Annotated in this window: 8 protein-coding genes and 1 tRNA gene; 8 read left to right on the plus strand and 1 reads right to left on the minus strand. The window is 42.1% G+C overall.

Going from position 1 to position 7,386, the window contains the following annotated elements:
• Positions 1–123: 123 nt before the first annotated feature.
• From AC805_RS10260 to AC805_RS10275, 5 genes are all read left to right on the plus strand, one after another.
• Complete coding sequence (locus tag AC805_RS10260; RefSeq protein ID WP_055075349.1) at positions 124–783, plus strand: hypothetical protein; 660 nt, start codon at positions 124–126, stop codon at positions 781–783.
• A gap of 10 nt (positions 784–793) precedes the next feature.
• Complete coding sequence (gene trpS / locus AC805_RS10265; protein ID WP_055075350.1) at positions 794–1,792, plus strand: tryptophan--tRNA ligase; 999 nt, start codon at positions 794–796, stop codon at positions 1,790–1,792.
• Positions 1,793–1,868: 76 nt separating this feature from the next.
• A complete protein-coding gene (locus AC805_RS10270) occupies positions 1,869–2,654 on the plus strand; it encodes a HepT-like ribonuclease domain-containing protein (RefSeq protein ID WP_055075351.1) in 786 nt (261 codons plus the stop codon).
• 148 nt (positions 2,655–2,802) lie between these two features.
• Positions 2,803–2,967: a hypothetical protein gene (locus tag AC805_RS26210; protein WP_197278690.1), complete on the plus strand. Its 165-nt coding sequence runs from the start codon at positions 2,803–2,805 to the stop codon at positions 2,965–2,967.
• Positions 2,968–3,183: 216 nt separating this feature from the next.
• On the plus strand, positions 3,184–3,564 hold the full coding sequence (locus tag AC805_RS10275; protein WP_055075352.1) for a VOC family protein: 381 nt from the start codon (positions 3,184–3,186) through the stop codon (positions 3,562–3,564).
• Between the two features lie 452 nt (positions 3,565–4,016).
• Here the strand turns inward: AC805_RS10275 and trmB are convergent, their stop codons facing one another.
• On the minus strand, positions 4,017–4,727 hold the full coding sequence (gene trmB / locus AC805_RS10280; RefSeq protein ID WP_082429460.1) for a tRNA (guanosine(46)-N7)-methyltransferase TrmB: 711 nt from the start codon (positions 4,725–4,727) through the stop codon (positions 4,017–4,019).
• A gap of 389 nt (positions 4,728–5,116) precedes the next feature.
• Here trmB and AC805_RS10285 point away from each other — a divergent pair, with 389 nt between their 5' ends.
• From AC805_RS10285 to AC805_RS10295, 3 genes are all read left to right on the plus strand, one after another.
• Positions 5,117–6,100, plus strand: coding sequence for a homoserine kinase (locus tag AC805_RS10285; protein WP_055075355.1), 984 nt, complete (start codon positions 5,117–5,119; stop codon positions 6,098–6,100).
• Between the two features lie 111 nt (positions 6,101–6,211).
• A complete protein-coding gene (locus AC805_RS10290) occupies positions 6,212–6,973 on the plus strand; it encodes a HEAT repeat domain-containing protein (RefSeq protein WP_231662620.1) in 762 nt (253 codons plus the stop codon).
• A gap of 113 nt (positions 6,974–7,086) precedes the next feature.
• Positions 7,087–7,157, plus strand: a tRNA-Gly gene (locus AC805_RS10295).
• The last annotated feature ends 229 nt before the right edge of the window (positions 7,158–7,386 follow it).

A 7,386-nucleotide genomic window follows, 5' to 3' on the forward strand; every position in this document is an offset into this window, starting at 1 on the left:
GTTTATGCCCTAGTACATTTGGCGATAGCTATATTTGTTGCCAGCAGTCACAAAACAAGAATTTTTGATAAGGTAGAAACAGCAAAATTGATGCCTTGTGGTTGATATCCTATAGGTGCATGTATGGCGACTAAATTTGATTTTCAAGTATGTATAGGTCTTGCGATCGCCGCCAGCATATTTAATGCGATCGCCTCTATACCTGTAGCCCAATCCCATGATGCAGGCAATGAAAAGCTGGGAACGGTACGCACATTGCCCAGCCTCCAAACTAGGGCGCGTCCGCCTTTACAGCCTGAGACTTTGCATATCGGGATGTTGGAAACACAGTTTTTTGAATACGCCAAAGATAATAACTGGGCTGCGATCGCTACAATCCATCGCCATGAATTCACCATGCATCAGTTACAACCTGGAGGCGAAGGATTGTATGCCTTACCTGAACGCAAATTAGTCTATGTCAGAGGTTTTACGGCAAATATTTACTTTGAAAGCGATCGCTTAGTTGGCATTCGGTTAACCACCGATAATCGCGATCGCCCCCTTACTAGCAACGAATTACTAAATCTCGTGAGAGCTTGGTTTCCCGACGATGTCCTAAGCGTCCTCTACCAAGTCGCTCCATCGGATCCGCATAGAAGTATAGTCGAAACGCTAATTGGTACAATACCAAAGGTTTTTGAACGGGATTTCGGAAAGTCAAGCTTGCCCTTCTGTCGAGCGATCGTTTTTCCCTCGCCAGTTCCTGTAAATACATTATCGACCTGTAACCTAAGTACCTAAATCACTTTCCATGCAAAAACGAGTTCTATCTGGCGTACAACCAACTGGCAATCTTCATATTGGCAACTATTTGGGGGCAATTCGCAACTGGGTAGAGACTCAGGCTGATTACGAAAACTTCTTTTGTGTTGTCGATCTCCATGCAATTACCGTACCGCACGATCCCCAAACTTTAGCTAATAATACCCGCGATATTGCCGCGCTATACATTGCTTGTGGCATCGATCCCCATATTTCCACAATTTTTGTACAGTCCCATGTCTCCGCCCATGCAGAACTAACATGGTTGCTCAACTGCATTACGCCGCTCAATTGGTTGGAGCGGATGATCCAATTTAAGGAGAAGGCTATCAAGCAGGGCGAAAATGTGGGAGTAGGACTGCTGGACTATCCCGTACTGATGGCGGCAGATATTTTGTTATATCAAGCAGATTTAGTGCCTGTTGGAGAAGATCAAAAGCAACATTTAGAACTCACAAGGGATATTGCAGGAAGGTTTAACGATCAGTTTCTCCCTGTTTTAAAAGTGCCAGAGCCATTGATTCGCAAAGAAGGGGCAAGGGTAATGAGCCTCACCGATGGTACAAAAAAAATGTCTAAGTCCGATCCCTCAGAAATGAGTCGGATTCATGTGCTCGATAAACCCGATGAAATCACCAAGAAAATCAAAAAATGTAAAACCGATGCCGTCCGCGAGTTAGCCTTTGATGATCGCGATCGCCCCGAAGCAAATAATCTTCTCGGCTTATACTCAATTTTTGCCAATAAAACAAAGGAGCAAGTGCAGGCTGAGGCAGCGACATGGCGCGGTTGGGGCGATTTTAAGAATGTGCTAACTGATGCTGCGATCGCCCATCTTGAGCCGATTCAAGATAAATATGACGAAGTTGTCCAAGAATCAGGATATCTTGATCGCGTATTAAAAGAAGGTCGTGAAAAAGCATCTGAAACTGCTTTTAAAACTCTCAATGCCGTCAAAGATGCAATGGGTTATTTGCCAACTTTATAAATTATTCTAAATAGCTTTTTAATATTTTATTAAGTTAAGACTTTAGAAATTTATTTGGGAATATTAATTAGAAACTATGGATTCTAAACTTCTACAATACATGTCTAAATATATAAGACAACTTACGAAACTAATTGGTTTAGGCAAGGAACTTTCATCTGAGTACTTGATATCAGAACGGAGGGCTAATTACGCAGCAGAAGACTATCAAGGAATAGATTATGACACTTATTTTGAACCTCTAAGTTATAGTGATTTAGCGTTAAAATCACTAAAATGGAGAACGCAATGTAGAAGTTTATTACATCTATTGCCAATTCAAAACACTGTTTATAAAGAGTTATTAGATCTACTAGCAGAAAGTTCAAAAAACAAACGTTTTTCAGGAATTCAACTGCAAGAAATAACTATTAAATTAGATGCATTACTAGAAGATTATCAAGATGGATTACTTGATAGTATGATTCTCACTATAGAAGGAGAATCATCTTTGAATTATGTAGAGCAAGCTAAGGAATTCTTTGATCAAGAATACTATGGTGCAGCAGGACTAATTGCTGTATCAGCTTTAGAAGGATTCCTTAAAAGTATATCCAAATCAATGCTTGAAGAAAGTATTAATGATGGCATAAAAGGTATTTCTAATGCGGAAGAAAAAGAGGATAAAACTGTATTAACTAAATTAGCGAACCAGCTTAAATGTCAAAACTATATCGATAAAAAAACTGCTAGTAAAATTCGTGAATGGGCTAAACTAAGAAACAAATTAGCTCATGGCGATCTCAATATTTCCAAAGATTTAGTGAGAGAGTTGATCATAGAAATAGATAATTTTATTTCATCACGAATCTCTCATATCTAAAATGCGTAATAGAGCTAACTTGCATTTTAGGAAATATTATTCAACCAGTTGAAATATTAAAATGATTTAAATTGATTATCATTAATTAGTACAGCAACTATAAATGTTAAGTAAGCTATGATTAGTTCAATGACTTTGAGATGAAAGTATGGCTACCGTGTCAATTTTGCCAATTTCTGATCCTAAAGGTGAAAAATCATATCGCGCCCTTGCAGGCGATAAACACTCTGAGGGCAAAACTGCGGGACAAGCCTTAGATGCATTGACTGCTCAACTAGGTGAAATAGAATTCAGTGCGATCTTTCTTATTTAAAGTATTCAAACCGATTCTTTAAAGATTCAGTAAGTCATGTAAAGTAGGCAATTGAAATACGAAACCTATTTACATTTGAAATAAGCGCGATAAAATTTACTACTTTATCAAACGATATCTGTACGTTTTTCAAATATTAAATTGTATTGAGAACACTTGTTACTCCCAACGAGCTGCCCTAACCTGTATAAGACCTAATATTTAAGAGGATTTTAAATGCATAACGTAATTAACTGGTTTGAGATCCCCTCAACCGACTTCGATCGGGCGGTAAACTTTTACAGCACTGTGTTGGCAACAGAGTTCCATAAATCGGAATTCATGGGAGAACCACAAGCTATGTTCGCTAACGATCTCCAAGGTGTTGGTGGCGCGATTGTCAAGAGCGATCGCTTAACGCCTTCCGCGACTGGTGCTTTGATCTACCTAAATTTGGGTACTGTTGAGAACCTAAAGCAAGCACTCGAACGGGTAGAATCCAGTGGCGGCAAAATTTGTATGTCCATAACCGATATTGGTGACCCAGGATTTATTGGACTAATTCTCGATACCGAAGGAAATTCCATTGGGTTTCATGCACCGAAACCAACTGAATAATACCAATTCCCAAAATGGCGTTGCCATTTTGGGAATCTCAAAACCTTATACCAATTCCCAAAAGTGTGGCTACACTTTTGGGAATTAAAACCCAAATCCAGCAAGGGTTTTAAAATCACAAAATGGCTACGCCATTTTGTAAATTGGTATTACTGGGTTTGGTGTTTAATTCACAAAAGTGTTGTCACACTTTCGTGAATTGGTACTAAGTAGCTAGCCCAGAAGAGCAGACCGCCCGCGTAGCGGGCGGTCTGCTCTTCTGGGTTTTAAGTTTATTGATGCCTAGCTACTTATAGCTACAGTCACTTGACTTAGGACAAATCAAACCCCAAGAATTGATTGGCGGCGCTTAGCGCCGCCAATCAATTCTTGGGGTTTATATCCTATTAGACTTGGCGATAGCTATAACAAAAAAAGCGGTGCTTCACACCGCTTTTTTTATGAGAAACAGTCTATTTCCGTTTGAAATAAGCGCGATAAACTGGCAGACCTTGCGAAATTACTGAACTTTCGCGCTCGGTGGGAATATGTTCGGAAAAAATAGCCCCATCCGCAAAGTTACCTACTCCCGCTAAATTGACAAAATTCTCATTTACCTCAAAATGTTGGCGCATATCTAGGGCAACATCATAGACATCGGATTGCAAAAATACATCGGCATTGGGTACGAGTAGTTCCGCTAAGGTGGCGACTAGTTCGGGCTGAACGGCACGGCGCTTTTGTTGGCGACGCTTAAACCAAGGATCGGGAAATTGAATGGTGACTTCATGCAACGAGCCTTTAGGTAATAGTCCAGCCAAAGATACATTGGCATTGCAAAAAATATAATGCAGATTTTTTAAACCTAGTTCGTCGCGCACTTCATTACAGCGATCGACGAGGGGTTCCCGAATTTCTAAGCCTAAAAAATTCCAATCAGGCTTCATCTGAGCCATCTGTAAAATATAGCGTCCCCTCGCCGAACCTATATCTAGACTCAGGGGCTTTGACCAGTCAGCATAAATTTCTGTCCAGATCGGCGGTGCGATCGCCACACTATATTTCTTGGCTAATGGATTAACATGTTCGCGGACACGCGCTCGGCGCGAGACATTTTCATTGCTAACATTGACAATGATTTCGTTTGCGGTTGTTTTGGAGTGGGGATTTGGGGAGTTTGTCATAGTATTCAAGAATACCCCAGATAGAAAATGTAAGTAGCTAAGAAGTAAACTTCAAACCTAGACAAGTGTACCGCCCGCTACGCAGGCGATACACTCTCTGGTTTTAGTTTTTAATTAATGTTGAAACGGGCTTTGAGAAAGGGTTTGCTACGCAAACCCTTTCTCAAAGCCCAGAAGTAAAAGCCTTACCAAGTTTATTACCCAATAAGAGAAGTTTGGCGCTTTGCGCCAAACTTCTCTTATTGGAGCTTGCTCATAAAAATAACTTTTGGTTTTTGACAAACAATTTTGATGGCGACTCTGCGATATATGTAATTTAACAGCAAAAATTCACCAACATATCGATCACCATGCCTGTCGCGGATTGGTCTTTAAAGCATGTTCAGCATATGTCTGACCAACATTTCCCCATCACCTATTCCACCCTTGCGCCACAGGCTTTGGTAGATCGTGTGTTATCTCGCTATGCTGTAGGCGAAATTACCAATTGTGTATTTTGGATGCGGGGACTCAGTGATATCTATCTGGTCGAAGCAGGCGATCACCGCTATGTCTTACGTGTTTCCCATGCCCATTGGCGATCGCGCTCCGAAATCGAGTTTGAGTTAGAACTATTAGCGTTTTTACATAAAAATCACATCCCCGTTGCCTATCCCCTTTCCACCCTCGATAGCAAACTAGCGATCGAAATTTCTGCCCTCGAAGGCAAGCGCTATGCCTCTCTCTTTAGCTACGCCGCAGGTCAAGTTGCCGTTGGCGATCTTAATAAATTGCAAGCTCAAAGATTGGGCGAAACCTTAGCCAGACTCCACAAAACTGCCCAAAACTTTCACTGTCCTGCCGATCGCCCCCATCTCACAGTTAACTATTTATTAGATGATTCCTTACGAGAGCTCGCACCATTTTTAAAGGTTTCCGCACGTTCGTACATAAATGAAGCGATCGCTCAAATTAAAGAGCAACTCCGCCATCTCCCCAAAGAATTACCAATTTGGAGCGTTTGCTGGGGCGATCCCCATAGTGGCAATGTTCACTTTACCGAAACCAATGAAATCACCCTTTTTGATTTCGATCAATGTGGCTATGGTTGGCGAGCCTTTGATATTGCTAAATTTTTACAAGTTACATTGCAAGCAGGCATTAGTCCCAGCGTTCGCAAAGCCTTTTTGCAGGGTTATCAGTCAACAGAACCGCTGGAAGAAATTGAATTGAATTGTATGCAACCACTGATTCAAGTTGCCCAGATCTGGTCATGGGCAATCAGTGTCAAATCAGCGATCGTTCACAATCACAGCAAACTTGATGATAGTTATTTTCATCAGCGTTTCGAGCATTTTAAAATGTTGCGATCGCCCGACTGGAAACCCTTTTAAACAGCTAAAAATCCGAGAGAGACAGAAAGTAACCCTCTCTAACTTTTTGGCTTTAATACTGTAAGATAACAACTACACCTTGGGGCATCCAATTTTGCTCGATTTTTTGCCATGACGATCGCCATGACACGCAATGACGACTTAAATATTTTAGACATTGACGCATCTCCACTCAGTCCATTGGATTTGCCACCCGAAGAGGCAATACCTCTTCCCGATCCTGATGAGATGTTAGCCTTCCTCAACTCAGACGTAATTTTAGAGAGAATGCAAGCAGCGAGAGCTTTCTGTGAATTAGAAGACCTAAGGGCAATCCCTCGCCTCATCGAACTTCTCCAAGATGAATGTCCCCTCGTTAGGGTGAGTGCCGCCTATGCTCTAGGCAGAAATAAAAGCGAGCAGGCGATCGCCCCCTTAATTAGTCAACTCAACCAAGACTGGAATGGCTATGTCCGCAAAGGCATCGTTTGGGCGTTGGGAACCTGTCGCGCCTCCTTGGGTTTGCAGCCCTTAATCTCGGCCTTGAAGTATGACATTACTGCGGTACGTCTATGGGCGGCAAGCGCCTTAGGTCAATTAGGCGATGCAGAGGCGATCGAACCCTTAACCGATGCCTTGATCGGTGACACCATGTCAGCCGTACGGGGCAACTGTGCTTGGTCACTGGGTAAATTAATTTTGCCAATGCACCGAGACTTTCATACCCAAGACGAAATTTATCAAAATGCCTTAGACGCATTGATCGATGCCCTCGATGACGACGATCTGAGCGTTCAAACTGATGCGAGAAATGCCCTACGGAAACTGGGGGATCCCCGTGGTTTAAAGGTACTAGAGCGGATTGAAATGGATCAAGGCTATTGCGAATTCTAAATAAGTCCAACCTTCGGGGCAACCGCCATTCGCCATAGATTTGCCAGAAAAATCTTTGACAATTGCGCGATCGCTGCTACAATAAGTAACTGCATCTAGTCAAATGCTTATCTGCGAATGTAGTTTAGTGGTAAAACCTCTGCCTTCCAAGCAGATGTTGCGGGTTCGATTCCCGCCATTCGCTTAATTAACCCATAATAAAAGCTCCTCACGCTGTGAGGAGCTTTTATAGCTACTGCCAGTCTTGTTAGGACAAAATTAAAGCTCAAAATAGTGTTGCTGCGCGGAGCGCAGCAACACTATTTTGGGCTTTATATCCTGATATAGCTACCCCCAAGAATTGACTGGCGGCGCTTCGCGCCGCCAGTCAATTCTTGGGGTTTATGTCCTAGTACATTTGGCGATAGCTATAA

Origin of the sequence: Pseudanabaena sp. 'Roaring Creek' (genome assembly GCF_001402795.1) — a bacterium.
GTDB lineage: Bacteria > Cyanobacteriota > Cyanobacteriia > Pseudanabaenales > Pseudanabaenaceae > Pseudanabaena.